This window comes from Arthrobacter sp. UYEF20 (genome assembly GCF_040546335.1).
Taxonomy (GTDB): Bacteria; Actinomycetota; Actinomycetes; order Actinomycetales; family Micrococcaceae; genus Arthrobacter.
Map to the genome: position 1 here is coordinate 15,628 of NZ_JBEPNP010000001.1, position 25,464 is coordinate 41,091.

The window sequence follows — 25,464 nt, forward strand, 5'->3', positions numbered from 1 at the left end:
CTTCCGGTGGTCCAGCCGTTGCTATGGCGCAGAATCGACCACTGAGGTTTGAACTGAGGTCCAGGATGTCGCCGTTCCGGCGGGGAAGTCGGCGGTGGCTTTCAGCGACACATTCCGTTCTCCGATCAGCAGGCCGGTTGTGGGATCAATGATGATGTCCACGCGGCCGCCGCCGTCGGGGTCTTCCATCCCGATCGCGACGCCTGTCTTGCCGTCAAGGGTGGCCTGGCGGTCCCCGACTGTGATCCCTGGGATGAGCGCCGCCGATTTGTAGAGCGCGGCCCGCAGGTCTGCGGGGATGACTCCGATGCGCAGCGTATCGGCGATGGTGATCAGCGCTTCTTCTTCCGGTGACGAGCCGTGGCCCTTCGTCCGTTCGTAGATCACGTCCAGGAGTGCCTTCGGATCCCGGGGCAGATTCCTGACTCCCTCGTCCAGAGGCATTTCATTGATGATGGTCTGCTCGTTGCCGTAAAAGGCGCCGCGCGGGGCACGCTGGATCCCGGCCAGACTCACGTTTGCGTTGGTCAGTGATTTCGGCCTCGTGGTCGCTTCGACTTTTGCGGCTTCACTGAAGAACGTGTCAGGGACGCGGTCTTCACGGTTCCAGATCCATTCTCCATTCCGGTCTGCCGGGACATAGACCTGGCCACCGGTCCTAACCAGCCAGGACAGCTGCGTTCCGTCGGGGGTGACCGTACCTGTGCTGTAGACGGCTTTCGTGTCAATCTTCAGGTACTGGCCCGGCGTCACGACCGGGTCTGACGTTTTGATGGTGGCGGCCGCCGCGTTGCTGAGCACCTCGGCTGCCTGTGCGGTGGCGCCGGTGTGTGGGCCGGGGACCAGTACGTCGGAGGCGACCAGGACACCGGCGAGAACGGCAGCAGCGGCAGCGGAGAGCAGAAGCGTCCTGCGCACGAACCTGCGGGGGCGGCGCGAGGAAAGCGAAATGACAGCGGGGCCGGTGTCGACTGGCGTGTGCGGGCCGTCCATGTGGCCCGCGGGGAGCTGGTGAGGCGCAGCGTCGGCATCGGGAATCAGGAATGAAAGCGATCTGGCCCGGCTCCTGGCCAGTTCAGATTCGGTGACGGAGTCTCCCGGATCGGCAGAGGCAAGCCGGCGCTCGAGGGTACCAGACATAGTGGTTTTGTTCATTTTGCTGCTCCCTCTGGCTGCGTCTGTGTCTTAAGTAGGTGGCTGAGCGCCTTGCGGGCCCGGTGCAGGCGCATCCTGACCGCGGTGGCGCTGGTGTTAAGCAGGTCGGAGACCTCTGCGGAGCTGAAGCCGTCCCAGTACGTCAGGAGCAGCACCTGGCGGTCTTCGGCGCGGAGCTGACTCAGAGCTTCATGGACTGGGGATCCATTGGTGCGGCTATTGTGGTCCCGCTCGAGCTGAAGAGCACCGCGGAGGCTGGCGGACCGGACAGCTGACCGGTCATGGTTGCGGAGCACGTTTTTCGCAATCCCGAAGAGGACCATGACTGAAAGGCTGCCGTCCTGCGCTGTCTTCTCCCAGGTGATCCTGAAGACCTCGGCACAAAGATCTTCGGCGGTAGCGGCGTTTTCTGTTCGACGGCGGAAATAGCGGTAGATGCGGTCGTGGCCGGCAGCGTGCGCGGCCAAGAATCGTTTCTCCTTCTCCAAGTCCCCTCGTTCCATACGGACTGTTTGTAGGCTCATGCCCTGTTAATGTCCGGCAGCCCCCAAAGTGTAACCACGCGACCCAAAAACTTTGGCAGCTGGGGCGCGCTCAATCCGGGGGAGATTCAAAAGGACGTTGACCAGCTGACGTGACGGCACCTGGGCCCGCACCCTAATGGTTCGTGCTGCGGGACGCCGGGACTAGAATCCGTGCATGCGTCTGGCGATCATTGGAGCGGTCCTGCTTCTGGCCGGTGCCGCGGCGGCGGCCACCGGGGTGCTGCCCGTGGCCGATCTCGCGGCACTGTTCGACCGGGTGGCGCCGATCCTGCTGTTCGTCGTCGCGATGACCGTGGTGACCGAGCTGGCCAGCGAGGCCGGCGTCTTCCTTTGGGCGGCCCGCCGGTTACGGCATTGGGGCCGCGGGCACAGCGTTCTCCTGTGGCTGTTCCTGGCGGCTTTCGCCGCGTTGAGCACCATCTTCCTGTCCCTGGATACGACGGCGGTGCTGCTGACCCCGGTGGTGGTCACCGTGGCCCGGCAGCCCGGACTGCCGGCGCTGCCCTTCGCCCTGACGACGGTGTGGCTGGCCAACACCGCCAGCCTGCTGCTGCCCATTTCCAACCTGACCAACCTTCTGGCCCAGCACAGCCTCGGCGGTCTCAGTCCGGCGGGTTTTGCGGCCCTGATGTGGGCCCCGGCCCTTGCTGCCGCCGTCGTACCGCTGGTGTTCATCGGCATCGTCTTCCGCCGCGACCTGCGCAAGCGCTATTCGCGGATCGCGGTCAGCCGGATCCGGCCGGATCTGCCAGCCAGCGCCGGGTCCAGCGCCGGGTCCGGCGTTGCCGGGCCCCCAGCCGGGGACCGGGTTCTGCTCGCCGCGAGCGCCCTCGTGCTGGCAGTCTTGCTGCCGGCCCTGGTGTCCGGGGCCCCGGTGTGGATACCCTCCGCGGCCGCCGCCGTCGTGCTGGGCGTTGTGTTTGCGCTCCGGCGGCCGCGGGTGCTCAGGGCCTCGTTGATTCCCTGGTCCCTGCTGCTGTTCGCCTCCGGGCTCTTTCTGGTGATGGAAACCGCCCGGCATCTGGGCGCTCCGGCGCTGCTGAGCCAACTCGCCGGAGAAGGCCAGGGCCTCCTGGATCTGTTTCGGCTGGCCGCAACGGGCGCCCTCGGTTCCAACCTGCTGAACAATCTGCCCGCCTACCTGCTGGCCGAACCGCTCGCCGGGACCCCGCCGCGGCTGGCGGCCTTGCTGATCGGAGTCAATGCCGGCCCGCTTATCACTCCGTGGGCGTCGCTGGCCACCCTGCTCTGGCACGACCGGCTGGTGCGGATGAATGTCCTGATCAGCTGGAAGGGCTACGCGCTCTTCGGGCTGATCGTCGCACCCCTGACGGTGCTCGCCGCGGTGACGGCACTGGCGGCCACGCTGCCGTGAGTCCCTTCACGGCCGCCCGGGGCCAGGGCACTTTCCGATTCCGAACAATCAGGCAAGAATAAAGGACACCGCCCCGCTCCCCCGCATCCACTTACGACAAGGATGTGCGCCATGCTCAGCCTGCAGGACATCGACAACATCGTCCTCAACGGAGGCATCGTCGTGGACGCGGCCGGGGACAAGATCGGCTCCGTGGAGCAGGTCTTCATCAGCGGCGATTCCGGGGATCCGGCCTTTGTCACCGTGCGGACCGGCCTGTTCGGCATGTCCGAATCCTTTGCCCCGCTCTCCGGGGCCAGACTCAAGGAATCCGTGATCCAGGTGGCCTTCGCCAAGGACCTGGTGAAGAACGCCCCGCGCATCGACAGCGACCGCGGCGCGATCACCGCGACGCAGGAGCAGGAGCTCTACCGCTACTACGGGCTCGTCACCGGCAGATCCGGCAATGCATTCACGCCCGGATCCAGTGCGGACGACGGTTCGACGGCGGCCGACGGTTCGAGGGTGGCCCCGGAGGCCGTGCCGGCCCAAGCCACGGCGGATGCTGCGGGCAACGATGGACTGGTGGAAGCCGCCGGGCCGCGGCTGGCGGGACCGGTGGACCTGCCGCCACTGCCGCACGGCGGGCCGCCACCCGCACCGCCGCATCTTCGCAAACATGTGCCTGTGCCGCCCCCGGGTCCGCATCCTGGTCCGCATCCGGGTCCGCATCCTGGTCCCCAGCGGTGGCACCGGGCGCCCGGTCCCCCGTCGGAACGGGGCCCCGCTCAATAGTCGCCGACGGAAGCCGCCGATTCAGCTCGCGGAGTCGCGGGCGTCCTCGAGCCGCGCGTTAGCGTCCGTACGGGCCGTCATCAGGCAACCGCCAACGTGTGCAGCCGGCGCGAGAGCCAATGGCAGTCCCCGAAGACGTGCGCCAGGGTACAAACTCCCGGGGCTCCAGGCCGGCGGGTCGGTTGTGGGGCCGGCCGGGGGCGCGTAACGGATTGGCGACGGTTGCGGTAGGACCCATCCGGGGCCGGGGGTGCCGTCGAAGTACTCCTGACAGACCACTCCACCACTCCGGACCCGGAGAAAAACCCAGGCCAGCACCGCGGCCGCGGGACACCCCCACCACGCAACAGGAGCACACCATGCATACCCCACTCAAGACCTTCCTCGGCGTCGCCGCGGCCGGTTCCCTCATGTTCTCCCTGGCCGCCTGCAGCCCGGCCAACAACGCCCCCGCCCCGGCCGCCTCTTCGGCGTCGGCCGAAATGCCGAAGCCGCTGGCGTCCATCCCGGCCCTGACCGGGGTGAGCACCGCCGTGAAGCTGGACGCCTCCTTCACCGCCGCCCTTGAGACCCTGAAACTGACCCCCGGCGTGGTCGGCACCGCCGCGCTCACCGATGGGTCGCTGGTCTTCCCGATCACCGCCGGCAAGGTCGACTACTACGACCCCGCCAAGGACTACCGCCCCTACGTCCAGGGCCTGATCAGCCACGCCGGCTCCGGCTTCTCCCTCACCGCCGGGGACACCAAGGTGGACCTGACCAACTTCACCATCGACCCCGGCACCTCCAAGCTCTACGGTGACGTGGCCGTCAACGGCGAAACCGCCGCGAAGCAGGCCTACATCTTCAACCTCGACGGCTCCACCCTGAAGCCGTTGGCGAAGTCCGGCGACACCGCCGTCCTGGAAGGCACCCGCGTGCTGATCTCCGACACCGCCGCCGGCCTGCTGAACAAGACCTTCAAGACCGACGCCGTGAAGGCCGGCATGCTCGTCGGCATCGCCAAGATCACCGTCAACACCAAATAGCCCACGCCAGGAAAACCCGCCGGATGCATGGTCTGCACCGGCAGGAAGTGCCGCGGCCCTCCCTGAGGGTCCGCGGCACTTTTCCGAGGGTCCGCGGCACTTTTCCGTGCGCATACCGTAAGGATTCCCGGGCCAAGCAACGCCGCCGGATCCGTAGCCTTGAAGGATGGTTGACATGACCGACGCCAAGGTTGATGTCGTTCTCCCGTGTTTGAACGAACGAGGTGCCTTGCCGTGGGTTTTGTCCCGCCTGCCGCGCGGGTACCGGGCCATCGTGGTCGACAACGGCTCCACGGACGGTTCCGCCGCGCTGGCGGCCAGCCTTGGCGCCGTCGTGGTGACGGAGGTGCGCCGGGGCTTCGGGGCCGCCGCCCATGCCGGTCTGCTCGCCTCAACGGCCGAGTTCGTCGCTTTTTGCGACTGCGACGGCTCACTCGATCCGGCGCAGCTGCCGGCGCTTCTCGCGCCCGTCATGGACGGCAGCGCGGACCTGGTGCTGGGCAGCCGCCAGCCCCAGCGCGGGTCATGGCCCCTCCATGCCCGCATCGCCAACGGTGTCCTGGCGTGGCGGCTCCGGCGCCTGACCGGGGAACGGGTCACGGATCTCGGCCCGATGCGGGCCGCACGCCGGGAGGCTCTGTTGTCTCTGGCACTGGAGGACCGCCGCAGCGGCTATCCCCTGGAGATGTTCCTCAAGGCAAGCCTGAGGCACTGGCGGATCCGGGAGCTCCCCGTGCCCTATGCCCCCCGCACCGGCAAGTCGAAGGTGACCGGCACCGTCCGCGGAACGCTGACCGCGGTGAAGGATATGTCCGCCCAGCTCAAGGCTGCCGCCAACGCTTCGGCTTCCGGACCGGTCCGGACCGCCGCCCGCGACGAAGAACCTATATGAGGGACAGCATGGAACTGAGCGTGGCGGTCATCGCCAAGGAGTGTGTGCCGGGTAAGGTCAAGACCCGGCTCAGCCCTCCACTGACGCCCGAGGCCGCGGCCGCGCTGGCGCAGCTGAGTCTCAGCCGCACGCTGGACACGGTTCGGCATCTCCGGGCACGGCACAGGATTCTGGTCATCGACGGAACCCCGAACGCGCACGACGCGGCGCAATTCACGGTGGTGCCGCAGGCTGCCGGCGGCCTCGACGAGCGTTTGGCCGCCATATGCGATGCGGCCACGGGTCCGCTGCTCATTGTCGGCATGGACACCCCGCAGCTCTCAACGGAGCACGTCGCTCCACTGCTGCGCGACTGGTCCTCGGACGCACCCCGGCACGAAGCCTGGCTGGGGCTGGCTACGGACGGCGGCTTTTGGGCCCTAGCGCTGCGCCGGCCCGACGGCGCGCTGATCCGGGGAGTGCCGATGTCCACTGAGACCACCGGAGCCGAGCAGCTCGCCCGGCTTGCCGCGGCCGGACTCTCCGTCGGAATGCTTCCCGAGCTTCGGGACATGGACCACTTCAGCGACGCCCTGCAGATCGCTGCCGAAATTCCGGGCACGGACTTCGCCTTCGCAGTGGATGAGGCCTCGGACCTGGCGCAGGCCGAACACCCACGCGCGGGAGTACTGCGGTGACCGCCGTCGGGGTTGCCCCCGTGGCGCTCTTTGGCCAGGGCCGGCACGAGCCGTACGCCCGCGCCCTACAGAATGGCGCCGGAACCCTGACGCTGCGCCCGGTGAACCACTACCACCACGCGGAACCTGTGGAATTCGATGTCAGCAGCTGGTGCGAGGATGCCAGCCCTATGGAAAGGTCACTCCTGAACAGTCTTCAGGGGCCGATCCTCGACGTCGGCTGCGGACCCGGCAGGCTGCTGGCGGCAGCCCGGTCACTTGGGCTGCAGGCGGTGGGCATAGACACGAGCGCCGAAGCGGTCCGTTGGGCACGCGTCCGTGGGGACCGCGCCCTGGAGCAGTCCGTCTTCGCCGCGGTACCCCAATCCGGGCACTGGCAGACTGTTCTCTTGCTCGATGGCAACATCGGCATCGGCGGAAGTATCACCTCCCTGCTTCGCCGCTGCCGGCAGCTCATTGCGCCCTCCGGGACACTCCTGGTGGAAGTGGAGGCCGACGAGGACCTGGATGCCGCCTACCTGGCGGTGCTGGAAGACGAACTGGGCAACCGGAGCGAGCCTTTCAGCTGGGCGCGGACCGGCGGGGCAGGCCTGGAATCCCGGGCGCAGTCCGCCGGATGGACGGTTTCCGCCATCCAGCGCCGTCAAGGCCGGGTGTTCTACTGTCTCTCGCCGCGGCCGGAGCCGCCACGTTCAGACCTGTAGGCACGTTCAATCCCGTAGATGAGGATTGCGGCCAGGGTTACCAGGAACGCCCAGAACCAGAGCAGGTTGGCGGCGTAGTCGCCGTCCAGTGCGCTGAGAATGCGGGCCACGGACTGCGCCTTGAGCAGCACCCCCGCGATCAGCGTTACCACCGCGCCCGTCATCAGCGCGCCGCGGAGAACCGCCACCGACGCCGGACGCAGCCGGGACCCCACCCGGGTGAGGCCCGCGCCGGCCAGGGTGGAGATCGGCACCATGACGCCGTCGTGGAGCAGGACGGCCACCGCCAGCCAGACCAGCAGCCCGAACAGTTGCGGTGGCCCCAGTTTGGTCGGCAACCCCAAAAGCCCGTACCCGATCAACCCTGCGCCCGCCACTCCGAGTACGTACCGCGTGATCTTCACGGAATTTCCCGCCCGGGCCGGGGTTGAAACCTTCGGGCTCTTCACGGTTTTCACAGGACCTCCACAGTCTTCAGCCATTTGGTTTGCAGGACGCCGGGGCGCCCGGGCGCGATGATGCGGGCCGGATACCCGTGTTCCAGATCGAGAGTCTGCCCGTTGAGTTCCAGGGCCACCAGGGTCAGCTCATCCTGCACGTAGACGGCGGGCATGGACATGATCCGGTAGTTGCCCTCAGGTTCCAGGCTGGTGACACGGAGCGAGGACGACGGCGGGGCCCCGACAGCGCTGACCAGATCCCGGGTCCGCACGCCCTTCCACCGGGCCGTCTGGCTCCAGCCTTCGACGCAGGCGATGGGCAGCTCGCTTTCATACTGCGGCAGGGCTTTGAGCTCCGCCCACGTGAAGGAACGTCTGGTCCCCTGGTGGCTGACGGTCAGCTTCCAGTCCGCAGCGCCGGCCAGGGCCGCGACCTTCGCATCGGCGGAAGTGCGGTTCACCGGAACGGCCTGAGGGCCCGTTCCCATGGCCCGGGGCGCGAAAAAGTTGAGCGGGTGCAGCCACGAGAACGACTGCCCGGCCGTCGTGAGCACCACCACCCCCGTGGTGGTCCCGACGGCGGCCAGGAAAGCACGCCGCGACCAGCGGCCCGGTGCCGGCGCGCCGTCGTCGGTCAGCTGCGCGGGGGCGTCGGTCAGCTGCGCGGGGGCGAGCGCGCCGGAAGCCCCCGCCGGCCCGCGGCCCGGACGGGCGCGCCAGTGCTCCATGATCGCCGGAAGCTTGACGGCAATGTGGAGCAGCAGCGACCCCCAGATGACCCACGACAGCCAGAAGTGCGTTTCACGGAACGGGAAGGGCCAGGGGTACCACTTGTAGGTGTTGATCAGGCCGGTGGTCAGCTCCACCAGCGAAGAGGCGATGAACAAGGCGATGGAAGCCCGCTCCAGGCCGTGCGCCACGGACTTGATCGGAGGCCACTTCAGCAATTCGGGGTAGACGGACCACAACTTGGCCAGGAGCAGCGGAATGGCAGCGATACCGGCGGTCACGTGGAGCCCCTGGGTCAGCTGATAGATCCAGACGGGCCGGGTGGGGAAGAACATCCACGACGGCGGTTCCTGCAGCCCGTGGCTCAAGAGACCGGTCAGGAAACAGATGGTGAAGCTCAGGCCGAGCCACCGCCCCAGGACAACCGTCAGCCGCGTACTGCGCGTCGGCGACGCAAATCTGGCGGCCAAGGCGTTGGTGAGCTTTTCCATACGTAGATCACACCACCATTCCGGCCGCCGAACCGCCCCCAGACCTTACGATTCGCTGAAACCTTCGGCAGGGCGCAAAGGCAGCTCCCGAAATGAGGCAGGATCGGTAGGGTGGCTGCCAGTACATCAGAATCAATCCGCACCAACGGGATCAGGCTCTTCGTGGTCCTTCCCTTCGTGTTCCTTGTGGGTGCCGCCTTGTTGTGGTGGATGGTGCTCCCCGGCAACCCGTTCGACCCGGCGCCGATAGTCGGCACCTGTCTATCCTCGCTGGTCCTCGTGGTTGCCGTCCTGCTCCTGCGGCACGTGCCGCGGCGCAGGGTGGGAGCCGTCATCGTGGCGGGCACTGTCCTGCTGGGCTTGGTTGCCGTCAGCGCCCCGCCCCGGACCAGCAACGATTCAGCCCGGTATGCGTGGGACGGCATCGTCCAAAAAGCAGGCATCTCGCCGTATTCCTATGTGCCCATCGACGAGACCCTCAGCGGCCTCCGGCCCGGCTGGCTGTTCGCGCCGGGCGCCTCCGGCCCCGATGGCAAACCTGTCTGTCCCCAGAACCTGTTCGGGACGGAATCCGTTGCCGCAACCGGCTTTCCCTCCGGGGACCCGTTGTGCACGGCAATCAACCGGCCGCATGTGCCTACCATCTATCCGCCCACGGCCGAACTCTACTTCGTCGGGGTGCGTGCCGCCGTGCCGGACACCGTCGGCTACCTCGCCTTCCAGCTCGGCGGGCTGCTCATCAGTGTGGCCGTCACCCTCATGCTGCTCCGTGTGCTGGCCAGACGCGGACTGCCCCGCGAGCTGGCCGCGGTGTGGGGATGGAGTCCGTTCGTGCTTCTTGAAGCGGTGAACAACGCCCATGTCGATGTGCTCGGCGGTGCTTTCATTCTGGCCGCCGGCATGCTGCTGGCCGGCGGGAGGCCGCTCCGGTCGGGAGTGGCGTTCGGGGCAGCGGTGGCGACCAAGCTCATCCCGGTCATCGCCGCACCCGCACTGCTTTTCCGGCGCCCGGTCAGGTTCATCGCCGCGGCGGCGGGAACTTTCGTGCTCCTCTACGTGCCGTACCTGGCGGTCGCCGGGGCCGCGGTTCTCGGGTTCCTGCCCGGATACCTCAAGGAAGAGGGGTACAGCCAGAGCGGCGGCATCCGGTTCGGCCTCGCGCAGCTCATCTCCGCCGGCCAGTGGCCGCCGGTTCTCAGCGCGGCCACGCTGGCCATCGTGGCGCTGGCAGTCATGCGGCGGACACGCGCCGACAACGTCTGGGACCAGCAGACCGTCATGATCGGGCTGACGCTGCTGATTGTCAGCCCCAACTACCCCTGGTACGCGCTGATGCTGTTGCCGTTCATCGTGCTCAGCCGCAGGTGGGAGTACGCCGCGGTGATCCTTGCCCTGGACGTCATTTACATGGTGCCCAAGGTGGAGCGTTACAGCTTGCCGATCAACCAGGGCCTTCTCCTCGCCGCGGCCGCCGCACTTGCCGCCGGAGCCTGGCTGCGGCGCCGCGCCGGGCTGCGCCTGGCCGCCGCGTCGGCGCTCCGGACCGAAGCCTTGAGCTGCAACCCGGAACAACGGTGACCGGGACGGCCCGGTCGTGGGAGCTCCCGCAGGCTGGCAGGATGGCCCTATGGAACAATCATCTAGCCGCACGGCACAGGCGCGCATCGGAATCATCGGGGGCTCCGGGACCTACCGGCTCCCCGGCGCAATAATCCGGGCGACCGTCGACGTCGGCACTCCCTACGGACCGCCGTCGGGCCCCGTGACGCTGGCCGACGTCGCCGGAAGGACCGTGGCATTCATGCCCCGCCACGGCGGGGAACATTCGCTGCCGCCCCAGAAGATCAACTACCGGGCGAACCTCTGGGCACTCAAGAGCCTCGGCGTCGAGGCGGTGATTTCCTCCTCGGCGGTGGGCGGACTGCATGAAGGCTTCGGGCCGGAGACGTTTGTGGTCACGGACCAGCTGATCGACCGGACCTGGGGACGCACCGATACCTTCTTCGACGGCACCGTGGCCGACGGCGTCACCGCGGCCGGCGTCCAGCACCTGCCGGCCTCGGAGCCGTTTTGCCCGGCCCTGCGTTCACTTCTCGGTGCCGCGCTGGCGGCGCAGGGTGTCCGCTACGTTCCGCAGGGAACCGTGGTGGTGGTCAACGGGCCGCGCTTTTCCACAAAGGCCGAGTCGGCCTGGTACGTCACCGGCGGCGCTGACATCATCAGCATGACCCAGTACCCGGAACCGGTCCTGGCCGCCGAGCTGAACATGGGCTTCGCCAACCTGGCGTTCATCACCGATTCGGATACCGGGCATGACGGTTCGGATCCGGTGACCGCCGAAGCCGTTTTTGCGCGCCTGAAGGATGCCCAGCGCAGCGTGCTTGCAGTGCTCGAAGCGACGATCGCCGCCATTGGCGATGATTATGCTCCCCGCACCCTGATGGATCCAACCGCCGTGGACCGGATCATGGCTCTTCCGGTTGCGGGCCAGGCGGTGTCCGCCCGGTGAGGCTCCTCGTCACCGGCGGTGCCGGGTTCATCGGTTCGCATATCGTCGACGCCGCGCTCGCCAAAGGATGGTCGGTCCGGGTCCTGGATTCGCTGGACCCTGCCCTCCACGCCGGCCCGCCGGAGTTTGATCCGGAGGTGGAGTTGCTGACCGGAGATGTCACAGACCCGGACGCGGTGGACCGCGCGCTGCAGGGAATGGACACCGTCTGCCACCAAAGCGCGAAGGTGGGGCTCGGCGTCAGCTTCGCGGACGCGCCCGACTACATCCGCAACAACGACTTCGCGACCGCTGTCCTGCTGGCTGCCATGGAGCGCCGTGCCATCGGGCGGCTGGTCCTGGCTTCCTCGATGGTGGTCTACGGCGAAGGGGCCTACACGGACGCCGAGACCGGGCTGCCTTGCCGGCCGGGTCCCCGCGACGAGGCTGACCTGCGCGCCGGGATCTTCGATCCCCGCAACCCGGAAACGGGAGCAGTCCTGATCCCGGCGATGGTCACCGAGGACGCCCCGCTGGATCCTCGGAACGTGTACGCCGCATCAAAAGTCAGCCAGGAGCATCTTGCCGCTTCATGGGCCAGGAGTACTGGCGGCTCAGCGGTCGCGCTGCGCTACCACAACGTCTACGGCCCCAGGATGCCCAGGGATACTCCCTACGCCGGCGTCGCTTCGCTGTTCCGTTCGGCCCTGGCCCGCGGCGAAGCGCCACGCGTGTTCGAAGACGGCGCCCAGCGGCGCAGCTTCATCCATGTCCGGGACGTGGCCGCGGCAAATACCGCCGCAGCAGAGGCGCTGTCCTCCGGCGGCCCGGGCTTCCGCGCTTACAACGTGGGGGCCGACGAAGTGCACACCATCGGCGACGTAGCCCGGGCGCTGAGTGAATTCGGCTCCGGTCCGACGCCGGTTGTGACCGGAGAGTACCGCCTCGGGGACGTGCGGCACATCACCGCCTCCTCCAAGCGGATCAAAACCGAACTGGGCTGGTCCCCGGCCGTCGGCTTTGCCGAAGGCATGCGGGAATTTGCCACCGCTCCCCTGCGAGGCGCGAGCCTCTGAGCGGAACGGGCGGGGCCGCAGACTGCGGGCCCGCGGCCGGGGATCCCCGGCGCTCCGCCGGGCCCTCAAGCCACGCGGGCTCCGTACCGCGGGAGGGTGACATCGAACCGGCATCCGCCGGGAACGTTGCGGACCGACACCCCACCGGCGTGGGCTTCGACGATGCCCGCCACGATGGCAAGCCCGAGGCCGGCCCCTGCAGACATCCCTGCCGTCGTCGAGGGTGTCCGGGAGGGCGTGCCGCGCCAGCCGGCGTCGAAGATCTTGCCGAGGTCTTCTTCCGGGATTCCACCGCCGGCGTCCTCGACGCTCAGCGCCACGTGTTCGTCGCTGGTCTCGCGGGCCGAGATGAGGATCTCGCTGTTCGCCGGGGAGTGCTGGATGGCGTTCATCAGAAGGTTGTCGATAACCCGGGAGAGTTCCCGCGCGTCGCCGAAAAGGGTCAGGTTTCCGGTCCGCGACTCCTTGAGCGTGATCGATCGTGATGCGGCGACCGGGTGCAGGTCTGCCACAGCATCGCTGACCAGATCAAACAGCGACACGGGCCCCATATGCAGGGACAGCGTGCCCGTCTGGATCTTGGAGAGCACAAACAGGTCCTCGACCATACTGCCCAGGGTTTCCGTCTGGAGACGGATCTGCCGGTAGTAGCGGGCAGGGTCTTCGGCGACGCCATCCTCAAGGGACTCGGCCATCGCCCGCAACGCGGCCAGCGGGGTGCGCAGATCGTGCGAGATCCACGCAACCAGACGGCGTCGTGATTCATCCAGCGTGGCCACCTCCTCCCGGGACCGGGCGAGCCGCTGCGAAGTATCGGCCAGCTCGCGGGCCAGGGCGGCGAACTCCAGCCCGTCGTGATCCTCGGGCACAACGATCTGGCCGTCCCCGACTGCCCGGGCCGTGGAACGCAGCCGGTCGCTGGTGCGGGTGATGCCGACGCCGATCACCGCGGCGCCGGCCAGGCTGACAGCCGCCGTGACCCCCATCACCCAGAACAACACGAGGAGATCGTGATCCGAGATATACATCTCGGCAGCGATCGCGATGGTCGCGGCCGCAACCGACGCAACCGTGGCTCCCACCACAATGAGGAGCCGAAGGAGCATCGATTTGTGCCGCGCGAGACGCAGTGCAATCCCTGCGAGGACCGCGACGGCGGCCGCTGCCCCCACCGCGGTGAGGAGGATGATGCCGAAGTCGGCCAGCCCGATCATGACCCACCGGTCCCCGGGACGCTCAGCCGGTACCCGACGCCCCACTCGGTGGTCAGGAACAGCGGTTTGGTCGGGTCGACTTCGATCTTCTCGCGGACCCGGCGGACGTGGACCGTGACAGTGGACAGGTCCCCGAAATCCCAGCGCCACACCTCTTTCAGCAGCTGCGCCCGGCTGAAGACCTGATCAGGATGTTTCAGCAGGAAGGCAAGCAGATCGAATTCGCGGACCGCCAGGACCAGCAGCCGTCCGTCCTGGAAGATCCTGCGGTTGGACGCATCCACCCTGAAGCCGTCCAGGACGAAGGGGGCTTCGGGGGTGATGTCAGTGATGCTGCGGCGCAGGATCGACTGCACGCGAAGGACGAGTTCGCGCGGCGAAAAGGGCTTGGTCAGGTAGTCGTCGGCACCGGCTTCGAGTCCCTCGATGCGCTCCTCGGTGGAGCCGAGTGCGGTGAGCATTAGGATCGGTGTCGAGGCACGGGCCCGGATCCTTCTGCAGACTTCCGCCCCGTTGATACCGGGAAGCATCCGGTCCAGCACGATCAGGTCCGGCCGCGTACGCTCCGCAGCAGTCAAGGCGCTGATTCCATCGATGGCCTGGTCGACGATCAGGCCGGCCGAGCGAAGGTAGTCGCACGCGACCTCCCTGACCGTCGGATCATCCTCAACCACGAGGACCCGACGGTCGCGCAGATCTCCGTCAAGGTGCCGCGCGCTACCTCTGGTTTGCGCCATGTACCCACCCTATGTCGCCGCCGTCCAGGCTGCGAGAGCCCACCGGCCCCAGCAGGAACACGTCGGCAATTCGTAATGATTGCCGCCGCAAATCCGTCCGCGTTCCGCCTACGACGCCGACGGGCCGTGTCATGAACTCCCCTCTTGGGGACCGAGGCCGGCCGTCCCGTAGAATTCCAGATAAATCCCAGCCCTGCCCTGGAACCCGGAAAGGACCGCCCACTGTGACGCGAGCTCCCTTCCGGCTGTTCCGCACCGGGCTGATCGGCTCCATCATTCTGGGGCTGGCCGCCGGCGGACACCTGGCCGGCGGTGGCCAGCTTCCCCAGCCGGCGATCCTCACGGCGCTGTGTGCAGTGGCGATGATCCCTGTAGCGGTCCTGACCCGGTTCCGGCTGCCCCTCCTTGTCCTGACCGGGCTGCTCGGGGCGGGACAGGCCTGGCTTAACTGGTCCTTCGACGCCCTGTCCGCCGCTGCGCCGGCGACGTTTCCGGAGCCCGGGGCACACGGCCATGCCGGGCATGCCGCTGCGGGCCTCGCCCCCGGGGTGTTCAGCCAAGCCATGCCGTCCCCGGCGGCGGGCATGGACGGGGCCATGTTCGCCGCCCACGCGGTTGCGACGCTGGGCACCGCCGTGCTGCTGGCCCGCGGGGAACTGGCCCTTTCCACGCTCTCCGCGTGGCTGCGCCCCCTGGTGCAGCTGCCCCAACCTTTCACCATCGCGCCGGTGCGCGTCGCCGGACCCTGCGCAGCCACCCCAAGCCGCCCTCTGGACCGGGCCGGCCGGCGGCTGCCGACCCGGCGGGGCCCGCCCGCTCCCGTGCCGGCCGCCTGAGACGAACCCTTTTCACACACGGACAGGGACCGCAGGGGGCCACCCGCTGCTTTCACCGGACGGATGCTGTTCCGTCCGGTTCCTGCTCCGATTTTTCTTTTGTGAAAGGCACCATTGCCATGAAGACCTCCCTTCGCCGTACCCTCAAGACCGCCGCAGCCGCCACGATGACCGCCGGCCTGCTCGCCGCCGGCGCCGCTGCAGCCTCGGCCCACGTCCACGTCGAAACGGATGACACGGCCGCGGGCGGCTACACGCACCTGACCTTCAACGTCCCCAACGAATCCGCGACGGTCAAAACCAGCAAACTCGAAGTCACAATGCCCGCCGACACCCCGTTCACCTCGGTGTCTGTGAAGCCCATCGAGGGTTGGAAGGCCGAGCTCACCACCAGCGACCTGCCCCAGCCGGTCACAGTCGCCGGGGCAACGATCACCAAGGCCGAAAGTTCCGTGGTGTGGACCGCCGACGCCGCCCACCAGCTCGGACAGAACGAATACCAGGCGTTCTCGCTCTCCGTCGGCGTCCTCCCCGACGCCGGGACCACGGTGACGCTTCCCACCGCCCAGACCTACACCGACGGCACGGTGGTGAAGTGGGACGAGAAGACCGTCGAAGGCCAGGACGAACCCAAACACCCGGCCCCGTCGTTCGTGACCACAGCCAAGGACGCGCCCGCCTCAGCCGCTCCGGCCGTGGCCACGGCGCCCTCCGCGTCCCCGGCTCCGTCTGCGGCCCAGGCCGCGGCGACCACCACATCCGGTGATGCTGGCTCCACTGCCGGCTGGTTCGGACTCGCAGCGGGTCTGATCGGCCTCGCCGCCGGCGTGACGGCCCTCGCCCGAACCCGTACCGTCAAGGCCAACTGACCGTAACGGGCCACACCCGAAGCTACCCGCGCCGGGCCCTCCGCCGCGGGTAGCTTCGTGCAGCCCTGTCAACGGCGCCCGCCGCGGCACGGCCGTCCGTAGATCCCGGATGGCTTCCCCGGTGGCCCGTTATGCTCAACTCATGTCACCCGATTGCTACCTTGCCGAGCTGAGCAGCAGCCTCGAGCGCCTGAGGACGCTGGCACGCCAGCCGGACGAAATACTGGCTCGATCTGTTCCGGCCTGTCCGGGCTGGACCCTCGTTGAGCTTTTCGGGCACCTCGGTTCGATCGAACGGTGGGCGGCCGCAGTGGTCCGCGCGGGGACGTTCGTCGAGGAACCGGCCCCGCCGGCCGAGGCCGCGGCATGGTTCCTCGAAGGCGCTGACGCGTTCCTCGCGACGATGGCGGCGCTTGATCCGGAAGCCCAGTGCTGGAACTTTGGCCCGCCACCGCGCACGGCCGGGTTCTGGCTCCGGCGCCAGGCACACGAACACGCCATCCACCTCGTCGACGCCTGCCAAGCGTCAGACCTGGAAGGACCTGCCCTCGGAGAGGACTTCATGCTCGACGGTATTGACGAGGTCCTGGCCATGTTCGCCCCACGCCAGCTGCGGTTCGAACGGATGCCGCACCCAGAAGGGGCCGTGACCTTCCACGTGCCCGGGGGCACCAGCTGGACACTCGGCCAGGGTGCCCCCGCGGCCTCGATTACCGCGCCCGTACGCGGAATGTACCTCGGTCTCTGGGGCCGCTCCAATCTCACAGGTACAGCAATCATCGAAGGTGATGCTGACCTGGCACTCCGCGTCCTTCAAGGCCCACTCACACCGTGAGCCGGCACGATCAGAGGTGGTTCATGAATCACCCGCTGTTCACGACGGCGCATGGCGTGGGCTATGGCCTGGCTGCCCGCGCCAGAACCACGGCAAGGCCGCCGATCGATTCCGCGGTGTGGTCCGGCCCAGCGAAGTAGCCCGGGTAGGCACTCCCGGACCGGTTGATCCACGCGGTGGCCAGCCCCGCACGGGCGGCACCGTGAATGTCCCAGGGGTGGACGGCGACCAGCATCATCTGCTCCGGCGCCACCCCGCAGGCGGCGGCTGCGTACTCGTAGGCTGCCCGGGCCGGCTTCCAGCCCGAAGCGTCTTCGACGGAGAGCAGGAGGTCGAACTCGTCAAGAATCCTGGCCGGAGTGAACAGCGCTTCAGCAACTGCAGTGGACCCGTTGGTCAGGGTCGCCAGCCGGTACCCGGCGTTTTTAAGTGCCCGAACGCCCTCGGGTACGTCAGGATGCAGCCCCAGTTCTGCCATGCCGGCCATGATGTGTTCCACCGCCTGGTCCAGGCCCCGGTCCAGGGCCAGCCGGCCGAGGACTCCACGCAGAACCTCGGCCCCGATCTCGGCGAACCGGCCGTTGTCCCCGGCCGCGGTAAGGGCGAATCCGTCCCTCAGCAGAGAGGCGAACCACAGCGTGGCCAGCGGTGCAGGGGCACCGACGTCGGAGAACCGCGCCCCCATGGGGGACATGTCGGAGAGAGTTTCATTAACATCGAACACAATGACGGACGGCGGCGTGGTCACAGCTTCTCCTTGCAGGTAAGTGTTGCCCGGCTATTTGGCCGCCAACGAGGCGCGGTCGTTGCGCACCCGAAATCCGGGTATTGCAACGGAATTGACAGCCTAAGCCCGGTCGACCCAGACCTCAACGGTGCAGTTACTGGCGCTGGAAGAGGTTGAGAATGTTGCCTTCGCTATCCGTGAACCGGGCGGCCTTTCCCACCGGGTCTCTTCAGCGCCGCGTCAGCGCCGGCCGGAAGAGTCCGGAGCCCGCCCCACACTGCGGAGTCTCATTCTGGATTCACGTGTCGGTGGACCGGTCCGTGGACGACGCGGCAACGAATACCTTACGAAGTGTCAGTGTTTATCCTCAGTCCGTGAATGTGTGGAAGTGGTGCCTTGATGAGAAGCAGGATCTGCGCCGGTCCGTCCGGTAAGAGCCCTCTGGCCGTTGCGGCACTCTTGGCGCTCTTGCTGGCCGGCTGCGCTGCCGACCCGGGCGGCCCTGCGGCGAGCGGCGGCACGGGTCCCCAGAGTTCGTCGTCGACCCCTGCTGTCCCGGCGCCAGGGGCGGTCGACGAGGCCCCGTCGGCATCGGCGAAGATGGTGTGCGGGAAGGAAACCCGGACCAATATTGTCCGGATTCTGGCCCTGTCCGTTCCTCCCCGGACCAGCGATTCCTGGGCGGATAAACTCTATACCTGCACCTACGCGCTGCCTGCCGGTTCCCTTGTGCTCTCGGTCAAGGAAGCGGCGGACCCGGCCGCCGCACGCGGCCATTTCGACGGGCTGCAGCAGACCACTGCTTCGGCCCGGCCTATCGAGGGGATGGCGAACCTGGGCCTTCCGGCCTTCGAGAGCACGGACGGGTCCGTGGTCTTTGTCAAGGACAGCTTCGTCCTGAAGGTGGACGCCACGGCCCTGTCGGCAACTCTCGGCCCGCACAGCGTCTCCCGCAACGCGTTCGCGTACGAGGTCGCCACCGCCGTCCTGGCCTGCTGGTCCGAGTAAGCTTCCGGGCGCTGACGGCCCTGTGCCAGGACGCGCCCCGGGGTGCCGGTGCAATCGCCGGCCCTCTCCCGGAGTGTGCAAAGAAAGATTCCCCGGACCCCAATCCGTGATGCGGACCACAACGAACCGTTTGTGTCACCATCATTGGCATGCCCATCAGGGGAATGCCGGTGTCATTGGAGGAAACAAGTCATGAAGAAATCCGCTTTCCTGATCGCCCCGGCCCTGGCCCTGGGCGTCCTCGCTCTCTCCACCAGCCCGGCCCTCGCGGCCGACAAAACCACCTATCAGGCAAACCTTGCCGCGATCAACGGCAGCAACGCCTCCGGCACGGTGATGATCACCCTCAACGGTGATCAGGCCACCGTCACGGAAAAAGTCTCCGGACTCGCCGCCACATTCAGCGGAAAACCGTACCCGCACGTCCAGCACATCCACATCGGCGCCAAGGGCACCTGCCCCGATATGTCCGCTGACGCGGACAAGGACGGCGTGATCAGCACCACCGAAGGCGCCCCGGCGTACGGCGCGATCGGTACCACCCTGTCCACCAGCGGCGACACCAGCCCCGCGGCCGGCACCGACCTGACCGTGGCCGGCATGGGCGCCAGCTACACCTACGAGCGCACCTTCGCCCTGGACGCGAAAACGTCCGCTTCGCTCAAGGCCGGCACCGCCGTCGTCGTCGTCCACGGACTGGACCCGGCCACCCTGTCCGCCGCCGCCCAGAAGGCACCCAGTGACCTGGTCCCGTCCCTGCCCCTGGCCGCAACGTCACCGGCACTGTGCGGGACCCTGACCGCGATGCCTGCCGGGGCCCCCGGCACCGGCATCACCACCCCGGCCACCCCGGCCGGCGCTGACATGGGTCTCCTCGCGGCAGGCGGAGGCCTCGTCCTGGCAGCGGGCGGAGCCTTCGCAGTCCGCCGCCGGATGAGCGTCAAGGCCTGACACCGGGCAGGGTCTGATGTCATCTGATCTGAAAGGCCGCCGCGGACGCACCCTTGCGTCCGCGGCGGCCGCCCTGCTCCTGGCCGGCGGCATTACCACCCTCGGACTCGGGCTCCATGCCGAGCCCCCGGCACCCGCCGGAAACCCCTCGGCGTCCGTCAGTGGCCCGGCCCCGTCCTCCGCCGCCGCGTCAGCAACAGCAGCGGCCGCGGATCCGGCCGCCCCCGCCGCTCCCCCGCCGGCACAACCAGCGGGACCGGTCCTGGCCGCGTCCCTGCCCGTCAGCGTCGATGTTCCCTCCATCGGGATCAACTCCGCCCTGCTGCAGCTGGGTAAACAGGCAAACGGTGAAGTCCAGACCCCGCCCGGGGAGCCCGGCTCCCCCGCCGGCTGGTACAAGGACTCCCCCGCCCCGGGCCAGAACGGCTCCGCGGTGCTCCTTGGCCATGTGAACTCCACGAAAAACCCCATCGGGGTGTTCTACCGGCTCCACGAGCTCACCCCCGGCCAGGAAATCGCCGTCACCCGCGCCGACAGCACCGCCGCCGTGTTCACCGTCGACAAGGTCCAGATCTACCACAAAGCCAGTTTCCCCACCGTGGAGGTGTACAAGAACGCCGACCGGCCCGAAGTCCGCCTGATCACGTGCGGCGGCTATGACCCGGCCACCGGGGAATACCTGGACAACACTGTCGTCTTCGCCCACCTGACCTCCACCCACCCCGCCTGAGCCCGGGACAACCACTCCCGCCCGGCGTGCCGATTTCCCGGCAGCCCCGTCCAGTTTCCCCGGAGGGAACACCATGAATCTGAGCCGAAGCAATTCCGTCCACCTCGCCGCGGCACTCCTCGCCGGATCAGCGGTACTGGGCGTCGCCGCCTGTGGAAGTGGGGCCGGCAGCAGCAGCGCCGGACCAGCCACATCGGCGCCCCCGGCAGCTTCCGCGTCCGCGAATTCCGCCGCCTCACCCCCAGCCGGTTCGGCCCCGGCCGCAGCTCCGTCGCCGTCCGCCGCCCAGTCCCCGGCTACGATCCACATCAAGTCCTTCGACTACACCGGCCCGGACACCGTCCCGGCAGGGGCAACGGTGACAGTGATGAACATGGACTCCGAGGCCCACACGGTGACTGCCGAGGACGGTTCCTTCGATGCCGTCGTCAAAGGCGGGGAATCCGTCACCTTCACCGCCCCCGTCAAGCCCGGCACCTATGCCTACCACTGCACGTACCACTCCAATATGCAGGGGACCCTGACCGTCAAATGACCTCGGCGTGAATTGAGAAACCAGGACCCGGCAAGGAATCCCCGCGGATCGGCGGACCCGCTCATCGCGTCCGCTGTCTCCCCCAGATCAGCGCCACCTGTCTCCCTTTGCTTTGACGTACTGCTGCCACACGTACCGCCACGGAATGACGGCCAAGATGACGACGACCAACGAGCAGGTGAATAGCACTTTCCCTGTGGCCTCATCCATGTCACCGGCCATCAGCTGGGGGACGGCAACAACCGACAGCCAGATCAGTTTCCGGATCGATTCGAACAAGAGCAGCGGCAGCAGCTTGACCGGGTATCGCAGGCCCAGGAACGCCAGCAGTGACATTGCGGTGAGCAGGCAGGCGACCACTCCTTCATGCAGAAGCCAGGGATCCGGGTGGTTGACGTATTCCGGCCACTTGAACACGGCCAGGCCGAAGCCCATCAGGGCATATCCGACTCGCATGAGGTGCAATCGGTAGAGCGGCAAATCCGCCGCGACGGCACTGGGAGGCCGGGGTGATCTTGCCGTTTCACTCGTGGTCATGGGTCCTCCCGGAGTATGCGGAATTGTGCTGTTGGATGTGGGTTGGCGAGGTCCCTGGTACGCCGGCGTGCCGCCGTCGCCGTCGTGGGCGTCGATGACCTGCACCGGGACCAAAGTGGCGCCCCGGTCTCGTGGGTGATAGCGAGGACGTCGAATTATCCGGTCCAGACGGGAGACGGGATGGGATGGAGGGTCCATGACGTTCACTCTCTGGTCGGGGCTCTCAACGCACTCGCGATGAGTAGAGCCCGAAACCCCAGAGTCCCTTGCCCCGAAGTCTAGGTCATGCTCCGAGCGGAGTGCATGGGGCTTTCGGCCCCACCCGGCCGGGGCTGAGCGTGCCGCGAATGGGCCGGCCAACGCCGCCTGGCTCGAACTGATTGGCTGACAACACCGGCTGCGAGCGCGGCGGCTTGCTGAATATCCACGCCCCGGCGGCGAGCGCCTATAGGCTGTGAGCACATCTCTCGCAGAGAGGTTCTGTGGGGAGTTACCGAATGGGGCAGAGATGAGGATTTTCAGGCGCGTCGTCATGCCGGTCGCATGGCTGGCAGTGTTCGCCGTCATAGCCGTGGCACTGGTCAAGATCGCTTTTGTCGACGGGATGAAGCCAGGCCCGGCGGTGGTGGGGCCCCAGGCCGAAGTCACGATTCCGGTGGTCCAGGCCATCCGGGCTACCGTCACCAATACGGTTCAGATCAAGGCAACGATCCAAAGCGACGCACCACTCGGTGTCCGCAATACAGCCGCCGGGGTGGTGTCCCACATTTTTCTGTCCCCCGGGGCCAAGGTGAACTCGGGGGAACGGCTGTACCAGGTCCGTGCTGAAGTTCCCGCTGAGCCGACGGCGGAGTCCGTCACCGGCACCTCTGCGTCGGCCCAGCCGGGCGGGACTGCCGCCCGGCCTGCCCGGACGATCGCCCGTCCCACTTATACGTATACCGACGTGTTGGCTCCCTCGTCCGGTGAACTGGAGACCCTTACGGTCCTCATTGACCAGCAGGTGGGCGTGGGCGAATCCACCGGGACCGTTAATCCGGGGACCTTCACCGTGGGCGGCTCAGTCGACGCCGCACAGCAGTACCGGCTGCTGGCCAAGCCCAGTTCCGCACGGATATCCGTCGTGGGAGGCCCCGCTCCTTTCGAGTGCGCCTCCGTGGTGTTGAAGAGCGCGGACAGCGGCAGCGCAGGGATCGCCGGCGGGAGCACCGGAGGGAACGGTTCGGGCGGAATCTCCGGAGGCGCGGCCCGGTCCGTCCCCTACGCCGCCAGCCCCGGCGGAGGCGGGGCCCCCGAACAGGGCGGGACACCCACCGGAACCATCAGCTGCCCCGTCCCGGCCGAGGTGGAGGTGTTTGCGGGACTGGGCGCGACGATGACGGTGACAGCCGGCCAGGCCATCGATGTCATCACCGTGCCGCTTACTTCTGTGGATGGGAGCGTGAAGGAAGGATCGGTCTGGATTGCTCCCGCAGGCGCAGCCCCGGAAGCCGCTCCAGGTGCAGTCCCGGAACCAGCCCCGGACGCCGCCCCGGACGCCGTTCCAGACACCGCTCCAGGGGCAGCCCCGGCCGCAGCCCCGGACCCCGCTCCGGCCGCAGCCCCGGACGCCGCTCCAGGCGCAGTCCCGGAACCAGCCCCGGACGCCGTTCCAGAACCAGTCCCGGAACCAGCCCCGGGCGCCGCCCCAGGTCAGCCCGCAGGAAACGGTGCCGGGCAGCCTCAACAGCGCAAGGTTCAGCTGGGCCTCAACGACGGCTCGGTGGTGGAGATCGTTTCCGGCCTGGCCGAAGGGGAATCTGTCCTCGAGTTCATTCCCGGCGCACCGGCGCAGGTGCAGCCGGGCCCGGGGTTCGCCGGGCCTGGCTCGTTCCCGGCCGGAGGCTGACGGTGGAGGAACTGGTCACCCTCAAGGGCGTGACACGGACCGTCCGGCTGCCCGATGATCAGGAACTGCACATTCTCCGGGGCGTGGATCTCGCCGTCTTCAGCGGCGACCACACCGCAGTGATCGGGCGATCCGGCTGTGGCAAGTCAACTTTGCTGAACCTGCTCGGACTGCTGGACCTGCCCACCAGCGGCGAACTCTGCTTCCAGGGAACGCCTGTGCAGAAGCTCGGCGGCAACGCAAGGGCCAAGCTGCGGGGCTCGTCGGTAGGCTTCGTGTTCCAGCAATTCAATCTTCTGCCGGGCCGCAGCGCACTGGACAACGTGATCACGCCCCTCCTGTACGCCGGCGGGGCCACATTCTGGCGCCGCCGGGAAATCGCCATGGATATGTTGGACCGGGTGGGTCTCGCCGCGCGTGCGCAGACCCACCCCAATATGCTCTCCGGCGGTGAACAGCAGAGAGTGGCGATAGCCCGGGCCCTCGTCCGCCGGCCGCGACTGATCCTGGCGGACGAACCCACGGGGGCACTTGACGTGGACACGGGGCAGGCGGTCATGGCCCTGCTCGACACCGTGGCGACGGAATCTGGAGCCGCCCTCATCACCATCACCCACGACGTCAATGTCGCGGCCCTGGCGCGAGCCTGCTACCGCCTGGAATCGGGCGTTCTGACCCCGGCCGAGACCCCGGCCAAGGCCACGGCGGTGATGCCAGCATGACCGGGGTGGCCTCGGCCCTGGTGGAGGCGTGGCAGGAACTGTGGATCAACAAGACACGCATACTTCTGGCGCTGCTGGGAGTGGCCCTTTCAGTTGCAGCCCTGACCTCCGTGGTTGGTGTGGGAAATCTGGCGCGTGAGGGGTTCACCGCGAGCTCCGAACGCAACGGCGGCCGGTCGGCGACGCTTGGCATCGGCGTCTTCGGTCCCAGCCAGCCGGATCCGCAGAAACTCGAGCAAGCCTACCGGGGCATCATCCAGCGCTACGGGATAACGCATTACACACATGTGGCCCCGGCGCAGCAGCCGTTCCAGTTTCCTCGCGGCGTGCAGCAAGTTCAGCTCCAGGTCGTGGATCCCGGCTACGGCGTAATTCACCGGCTGGAGGTCAGCCAGGGCGGCTGGTTCGCGGCAGACGACGAAGACAGGCTGGCCCCTGCAGTGGTCGTTTCGGAGGCGTTCTACAATGCCGCGGGACGGCCAAACCTGATCACTTCACCGAAGGTGAAGTTGGTTGGCACTCAGGAAACGACTGCGGTGATGATCGGGGTGGTTCCGGATCCGTATCCGGAGTCACCGCCGTCGGCCTATATGCTGACCGGTGCTGCGGAGCGGGCAGGGGTACCCGGGGCAGAGTTCGGGCAGTTCAAACTCTGGGTCCAGGACGGCCAGGCAAATGCGCTCAAGGCGGCCATCACATCAGACCTTCAACTGCAGTTCCCGGGTATGCAGGCCCAGGTCGACCGGATGGACTACGCCAGCCAGGGAGACCCATTCGCGGCGGTGCAGTTGGCTGTGGGCGGCATCGCCGGGCTCGTTCTGCTCCTGGGAGCTGTCGGCATGCTGAACATCTCCATGGTCACCGTGCGGTACCGGGTGCGCGAGATCGGCATCAGACGAAGTTTCGGTGCCACCTCCCGACGGATCTTCCTGGGCGTCATGATGGAGTCTGTCGTGGCAACGGCGGTGGCCGGGGTGGCCGGGGTGATGCTGGCCGTCGCCGTGGTCAAGAACCCATGGATCGAGTCCAAAATCGCTCCCGGCCTGAGTGAATACCCGGCGTTCCCGATCGAGGCCGCCATGCTGGGCTTAGGGGCCGCCGTCCTCGTCGGGGCGATAGCCGGAGCGATACCGGCGTTCGTGGCAGTCCGCGTCAAGGTGATCGACGCTATCCGCTTCTAGGAGACGCGCCGGCCGCCAGCTGGGCGGCATCACAGGGCGCCCGTTCGGGCTTCGGCTGGCCATCAACACGCGTCCCGTTCCCCGGTCCCGGTGTAGCTCACGACGGACATCACGGCAGGTCGTAGCCGCTCACGTAGGCGTCCTGGCCTACTTGCCACGCGGGCCGGGGGCACTTTGCCGCGGTCCGGCGTCGAAATGGACGACGGCGCCCGGCGTTTCGTGTCAAAGTGCCCCCGGACGGCGCCGGGTAGCCCTGCCGGCCCCCAAGCTCCGCCCGATAATTTGCGCCTCTATGGGCCCGGGGTGGGTTCGGGCTGTAG

27 protein-coding genes are annotated in these 25,464 nt (G+C 67.7%); 19 read left to right on the forward strand and 8 right to left on the reverse strand.

The genetic code is table 11. From position 1 onward, the window contains the following. Positions 1-21: 21 nt before the first annotated feature. Positions 22-1,155, reverse strand: coding sequence for a CU044_5270 family protein (locus ABIB26_RS00095; protein ID WP_354238430.1), 1,134 nt, complete (start codon positions 1,153-1,155; stop codon positions 22-24). After that, positions 1,152-1,622 carry an RNA polymerase sigma factor gene (locus ABIB26_RS00100; RefSeq protein WP_354238432.1) on the reverse strand — a complete coding sequence of 157 codons (471 nt, stop codon included), beginning with the start codon at positions 1,620-1,622 and terminating at the stop codon, positions 1,152-1,154. The genes ABIB26_RS00095 and ABIB26_RS00100 overlap by 4 nt, the downstream gene beginning before the upstream one ends. A 232-nt stretch (positions 1,623-1,854) precedes the next feature. On the opposite strand from ABIB26_RS00100, the gene ABIB26_RS00105 reads away from it, so the two are divergent. From ABIB26_RS00105 to ABIB26_RS00130, 6 genes are all read left to right on the forward strand, one after another. Further along, the gene (locus ABIB26_RS00105) at positions 1,855-3,075 is read left to right on the forward strand and encodes an SLC13 family permease (protein WP_354238434.1); all 1,221 of its coding nucleotides are present in this window, start codon (positions 1,855-1,857) and stop codon (positions 3,073-3,075) included. Positions 3,076-3,186: 111 nt separating this feature from the next. Continuing rightward, positions 3,187-3,849, forward strand: a complete 663-nt coding sequence (locus tag ABIB26_RS00110; RefSeq protein WP_354238436.1) for a PRC-barrel domain-containing protein — start codon at positions 3,187-3,189, stop codon at positions 3,847-3,849. Between the two features lie 359 nt (positions 3,850-4,208). Continuing rightward, positions 4,209-4,877: a hypothetical protein gene (locus ABIB26_RS00115; protein ID WP_354238438.1), complete on the forward strand. Its 669-nt coding sequence runs from the start codon at positions 4,209-4,211 to the stop codon at positions 4,875-4,877. Between the two features lie 175 nt (positions 4,878-5,052). Beyond that, positions 5,053-5,769, forward strand: a complete 717-nt coding sequence (locus ABIB26_RS00120) for a glycosyltransferase family 2 protein (RefSeq protein WP_354238439.1) — start codon at positions 5,053-5,055, stop codon at positions 5,767-5,769. Between the two features lie 8 nt (positions 5,770-5,777). Beyond that, positions 5,778-6,446: a TIGR04282 family arsenosugar biosynthesis glycosyltransferase gene (locus tag ABIB26_RS00125; protein WP_354238441.1), complete on the forward strand. Its 669-nt coding sequence runs from the start codon at positions 5,778-5,780 to the stop codon at positions 6,444-6,446. Then, complete coding sequence (locus tag ABIB26_RS00130) at positions 6,443-7,150, forward strand: class I SAM-dependent methyltransferase (protein WP_354238443.1); 708 nt, start codon at positions 6,443-6,445, stop codon at positions 7,148-7,150. Before ABIB26_RS00125 ends, ABIB26_RS00130 begins: the two co-directional genes overlap by 4 nt. On the opposite strand, the gene ABIB26_RS00135 is transcribed toward ABIB26_RS00130, so the two are convergent. Together ABIB26_RS00135 and ABIB26_RS00140 are read right to left on the reverse strand one after the other, a co-directional pair. Continuing rightward, complete coding sequence (locus ABIB26_RS00135; RefSeq protein WP_354238445.1) at positions 7,105-7,554, reverse strand: hypothetical protein; 450 nt, start codon at positions 7,552-7,554, stop codon at positions 7,105-7,107. The genes ABIB26_RS00130 and ABIB26_RS00135 overlap by 46 nt on opposite strands. A 50-nt stretch (positions 7,555-7,604) precedes the next feature. Continuing rightward, entirely contained in the window at positions 7,605-8,810 is a 1,206-nt protein-coding gene (locus tag ABIB26_RS00140; RefSeq protein ID WP_354238447.1) for a molybdopterin-dependent oxidoreductase, read from the reverse strand. Between the two features lie 111 nt (positions 8,811-8,921). Between ABIB26_RS00140 and ABIB26_RS00145 the strand changes: the two genes are divergently transcribed. The 3 genes from ABIB26_RS00145 to ABIB26_RS00155 are packed head-to-tail and all read left to right on the forward strand — an operon-like array spanning position 8,922 to position 12,374. After that, complete coding sequence (locus tag ABIB26_RS00145; RefSeq protein ID WP_354238449.1) at positions 8,922-10,388, forward strand: glycosyltransferase family 87 protein; 1,467 nt, start codon at positions 8,922-8,924, stop codon at positions 10,386-10,388. Positions 10,389-10,437: 49 nt separating this feature from the next. After that, positions 10,438-11,319: an MTAP family purine nucleoside phosphorylase gene (locus tag ABIB26_RS00150; protein ID WP_354238451.1), complete on the forward strand. Its 882-nt coding sequence runs from the start codon at positions 10,438-10,440 to the stop codon at positions 11,317-11,319. Continuing rightward, positions 11,316-12,374 (forward strand): NAD-dependent epimerase/dehydratase family protein, encoded by a 1,059-nt coding sequence (locus ABIB26_RS00155; protein WP_354238453.1) that lies wholly within the window; start codon positions 11,316-11,318, stop codon positions 12,372-12,374. The genes ABIB26_RS00150 and ABIB26_RS00155 overlap by 4 nt, the downstream gene beginning before the upstream one ends. Positions 12,375-12,439: 65 nt before the next feature. Here the strand turns inward: ABIB26_RS00155 and ABIB26_RS00160 are convergent, their stop codons facing one another. Both ABIB26_RS00160 and ABIB26_RS00165 read right to left on the reverse strand, forming a co-directional pair. Beyond that, a complete protein-coding gene (locus ABIB26_RS00160; protein WP_354238454.1) occupies positions 12,440-13,588 on the reverse strand; it encodes a sensor histidine kinase in 1,149 nt (382 codons plus the stop codon). Beyond that, on the reverse strand, positions 13,585-14,325 hold the full coding sequence (locus ABIB26_RS00165) for a response regulator transcription factor (RefSeq protein WP_354238456.1): 741 nt from the start codon (positions 14,323-14,325) through the stop codon (positions 13,585-13,587). The genes ABIB26_RS00160 and ABIB26_RS00165 overlap by 4 nt, the downstream gene beginning before the upstream one ends. 224 nt (positions 14,326-14,549) lie before the next feature. Between ABIB26_RS00165 and ABIB26_RS00170 the strand changes: the two genes are divergently transcribed. The 3 genes from ABIB26_RS00170 to ABIB26_RS00180 all read left to right on the forward strand — a co-directional run bounded on the left by ABIB26_RS00170 (position 14,550) and on the right by ABIB26_RS00180 (position 16,865). Beyond that, positions 14,550-15,161, forward strand: coding sequence for a hypothetical protein (locus ABIB26_RS00170; RefSeq protein WP_354238458.1), 612 nt, complete (start codon positions 14,550-14,552; stop codon positions 15,159-15,161). Positions 15,162-15,280: 119 nt separating this feature from the next. Next, a complete protein-coding gene (locus tag ABIB26_RS00175; RefSeq protein WP_354238460.1) occupies positions 15,281-16,030 on the forward strand; it encodes a YcnI family copper-binding membrane protein in 750 nt (249 codons plus the stop codon). Positions 16,031-16,172: 142 nt separating this feature from the next. Next, positions 16,173-16,865 (forward strand): maleylpyruvate isomerase family mycothiol-dependent enzyme, encoded by a 693-nt coding sequence (locus ABIB26_RS00180; RefSeq protein ID WP_354238462.1) that lies wholly within the window; start codon positions 16,173-16,175, stop codon positions 16,863-16,865. Positions 16,866-16,926: 61 nt separating this feature from the next. Here ABIB26_RS00180 and ABIB26_RS00185 read toward each other — a convergent pair whose 3' ends face one another. Next, positions 16,927-17,613, reverse strand: a complete 687-nt coding sequence (locus ABIB26_RS00185; RefSeq protein ID WP_354238463.1) for a haloacid dehalogenase type II — start codon at positions 17,611-17,613, stop codon at positions 16,927-16,929. Between the two features lie 378 nt (positions 17,614-17,991). Here ABIB26_RS00185 and ABIB26_RS00190 point away from each other — a divergent pair, with 378 nt between their 5' ends. The 4 genes from ABIB26_RS00190 (at position 17,992) to ABIB26_RS00205 (ending at position 20,816) form a co-directional block, all read left to right on the forward strand. Next, complete coding sequence (locus ABIB26_RS00190) at positions 17,992-18,600, forward strand: hypothetical protein (protein WP_354238465.1); 609 nt, start codon at positions 17,992-17,994, stop codon at positions 18,598-18,600. A 192-nt stretch (positions 18,601-18,792) separates the two neighbouring features. Further along, a complete protein-coding gene (locus tag ABIB26_RS00195) occupies positions 18,793-19,551 on the forward strand; it encodes a hypothetical protein (protein ID WP_354238467.1) in 759 nt (252 codons plus the stop codon). A 16-nt stretch (positions 19,552-19,567) separates the two neighbouring features. Beyond that, a complete protein-coding gene (locus ABIB26_RS00200; protein ID WP_354238469.1) occupies positions 19,568-20,281 on the forward strand; it encodes a class F sortase in 714 nt (237 codons plus the stop codon). Between the two features lie 73 nt (positions 20,282-20,354). Next, positions 20,355-20,816, forward strand: a complete 462-nt coding sequence (locus ABIB26_RS00205) for a cupredoxin domain-containing protein (RefSeq protein ID WP_354238471.1) — start codon at positions 20,355-20,357, stop codon at positions 20,814-20,816. Positions 20,817-20,903: 87 nt separating this feature from the next. On the opposite strand, the gene ABIB26_RS00210 is transcribed toward ABIB26_RS00205, so the two are convergent. After that, the gene (locus tag ABIB26_RS00210) at positions 20,904-21,272 is read right to left on the reverse strand and encodes a hypothetical protein (RefSeq protein WP_354238473.1); all 369 of its coding nucleotides are present in this window, start codon (positions 21,270-21,272) and stop codon (positions 20,904-20,906) included. Positions 21,273-21,861: 589 nt separating this feature from the next. On the opposite strand from ABIB26_RS00210, the gene ABIB26_RS00215 reads away from it, so the two are divergent. Genes ABIB26_RS00215 through ABIB26_RS00225 form a run of 3 tightly spaced genes read left to right on the forward strand, consistent with a single transcriptional unit; the run spans position 21,862 to position 25,144 of the window. Further along, positions 21,862-23,241 (forward strand): hypothetical protein, encoded by a 1,380-nt coding sequence (locus tag ABIB26_RS00215; RefSeq protein ID WP_354238475.1) that lies wholly within the window; start codon positions 21,862-21,864, stop codon positions 23,239-23,241. Between the two features lie 11 nt (positions 23,242-23,252). Further along, complete coding sequence (locus ABIB26_RS00220) at positions 23,253-23,963, forward strand: ABC transporter ATP-binding protein (protein ID WP_354239255.1); 711 nt, start codon at positions 23,253-23,255, stop codon at positions 23,961-23,963. Continuing rightward, positions 23,960-25,144 carry an ABC transporter permease gene (locus tag ABIB26_RS00225; protein WP_354238476.1) on the forward strand — a complete coding sequence of 395 codons (1,185 nt, stop codon included), beginning with the start codon at positions 23,960-23,962 and terminating at the stop codon, positions 25,142-25,144. The genes ABIB26_RS00220 and ABIB26_RS00225 overlap by 4 nt, the downstream gene beginning before the upstream one ends. Positions 25,145-25,464 lie beyond the last annotated feature (320 nt).

Coding starts and splice junctions, on each gene's coding strand:
- ABIB26_RS00160 (WP_354238454.1), bottom strand. CDS start 13,588: ATGATCGGGCTGGCCGACTTCGGCATCATCCTCCTCACCGCGGTGGGG.
- ABIB26_RS00210 (WP_354238473.1), bottom strand. CDS start 21,272: ATGCGAGTCGGATATGCCCTGATGGGCTTCGGCCTGGCCGTGTTCAAG.
- ABIB26_RS00195 (WP_354238467.1), top strand. CDS start 18,793: ATGAAGAAATCCGCTTTCCTGATCGCCCCGGCCCTGGCCCTGGGCGTC.
- ABIB26_RS00150 (WP_354238451.1), top strand. CDS start 10,438: ATGGAACAATCATCTAGCCGCACGGCACAGGCGCGCATCGGAATCATC.
- ABIB26_RS00125 (WP_354238441.1), top strand. CDS start 5,778: ATGGAACTGAGCGTGGCGGTCATCGCCAAGGAGTGTGTGCCGGGTAAG.
- ABIB26_RS00165 (WP_354238456.1), bottom strand. CDS start 14,325: ATGGCGCAAACCAGAGGTAGCGCGCGGCACCTTGACGGAGATCTGCGC.
- ABIB26_RS00200 (WP_354238469.1), top strand. CDS start 19,568: ATGTCATCTGATCTGAAAGGCCGCCGCGGACGCACCCTTGCGTCCGCG.
- ABIB26_RS00110 (WP_354238436.1), top strand. CDS start 3,187: ATGCTCAGCCTGCAGGACATCGACAACATCGTCCTCAACGGAGGCATC.
- ABIB26_RS00190 (WP_354238465.1), top strand. CDS start 17,992: ATGAGAAGCAGGATCTGCGCCGGTCCGTCCGGTAAGAGCCCTCTGGCC.
- ABIB26_RS00180 (WP_354238462.1), top strand. CDS start 16,173: ATGTCACCCGATTGCTACCTTGCCGAGCTGAGCAGCAGCCTCGAGCGC.
- ABIB26_RS00120 (WP_354238439.1), top strand. CDS start 5,053: ATGACCGACGCCAAGGTTGATGTCGTTCTCCCGTGTTTGAACGAACGA.
- ABIB26_RS00175 (WP_354238460.1), top strand. CDS start 15,281: ATGAAGACCTCCCTTCGCCGTACCCTCAAGACCGCCGCAGCCGCCACG.
- ABIB26_RS00115 (WP_354238438.1), top strand. CDS start 4,209: ATGCATACCCCACTCAAGACCTTCCTCGGCGTCGCCGCGGCCGGTTCC.
- ABIB26_RS00215 (WP_354238475.1), top strand. CDS start 21,862: ATGAGGATTTTCAGGCGCGTCGTCATGCCGGTCGCATGGCTGGCAGTG.
- ABIB26_RS00105 (WP_354238434.1), top strand. CDS start 1,855: ATGCGTCTGGCGATCATTGGAGCGGTCCTGCTTCTGGCCGGTGCCGCG.
- ABIB26_RS00140 (WP_354238447.1), bottom strand. CDS start 8,810: ATGGAAAAGCTCACCAACGCCTTGGCCGCCAGATTTGCGTCGCCGACG.
- ABIB26_RS00205 (WP_354238471.1), top strand. CDS start 20,355: ATGAATCTGAGCCGAAGCAATTCCGTCCACCTCGCCGCGGCACTCCTC.
- ABIB26_RS00095 (WP_354238430.1), bottom strand. CDS start 1,155: ATGAACAAAACCACTATGTCTGGTACCCTCGAGCGCCGGCTTGCCTCT.
- ABIB26_RS00225 (WP_354238476.1), top strand. CDS start 23,960: ATGACCGGGGTGGCCTCGGCCCTGGTGGAGGCGTGGCAGGAACTGTGG.